A 385-nucleotide genomic window follows, 5' to 3' on the forward strand; every position below is an offset into this window, starting at 1 on the left:
TATCCGCCTCGTTTTCCCGGAACTGACCGAGGAACGCAGAAAAGAACTGGTGAAGGACGTCAAGAAGAAAGGTGAGGCAGCGAAGGTTGCTGTTCGCAATATCCGCCGTGACGGCAATGATTACTTTAAGAAACTGCAGAAGGCAGATGAGATTTCTGAGGACGACTTAGCAGAGGCGGAGGAAGATATTCAGAAATTAACGGATAAGATGATTGGGAAGATCGATAAAGCGATCGAAGCGAAGTCAAAGGAACTTCTTACCGTATAACAGATAGAACCGGGGCAGGCATGATTCCGCCGCACGCAAGTGAGGGGGATTTTCAAAGTGCCTGTCCTGTTTATGTTTCATACCATTCCGGCTGTTGTGCGATTCGGGATTACCTGT

General features: G+C 48.1%; 1 protein-coding gene. It reads left to right on the forward strand.

Going from position 1 to position 385, the window contains the following annotated elements:
- Positions 1 to 268 (forward strand): ribosome recycling factor (locus NE664_15585; protein ID MCQ4728055.1); only part of this gene is annotated, 268 nt, incomplete at its 5' end.
- Positions 269 to 385 lie beyond the last annotated feature (117 nt).

It is taken from the genome of Anaerotignum faecicola (assembly GCA_024460105.1).
Taxonomy (GTDB): domain Bacteria; phylum Bacillota; class Clostridia; order Lachnospirales; family Anaerotignaceae; genus JANFXS01.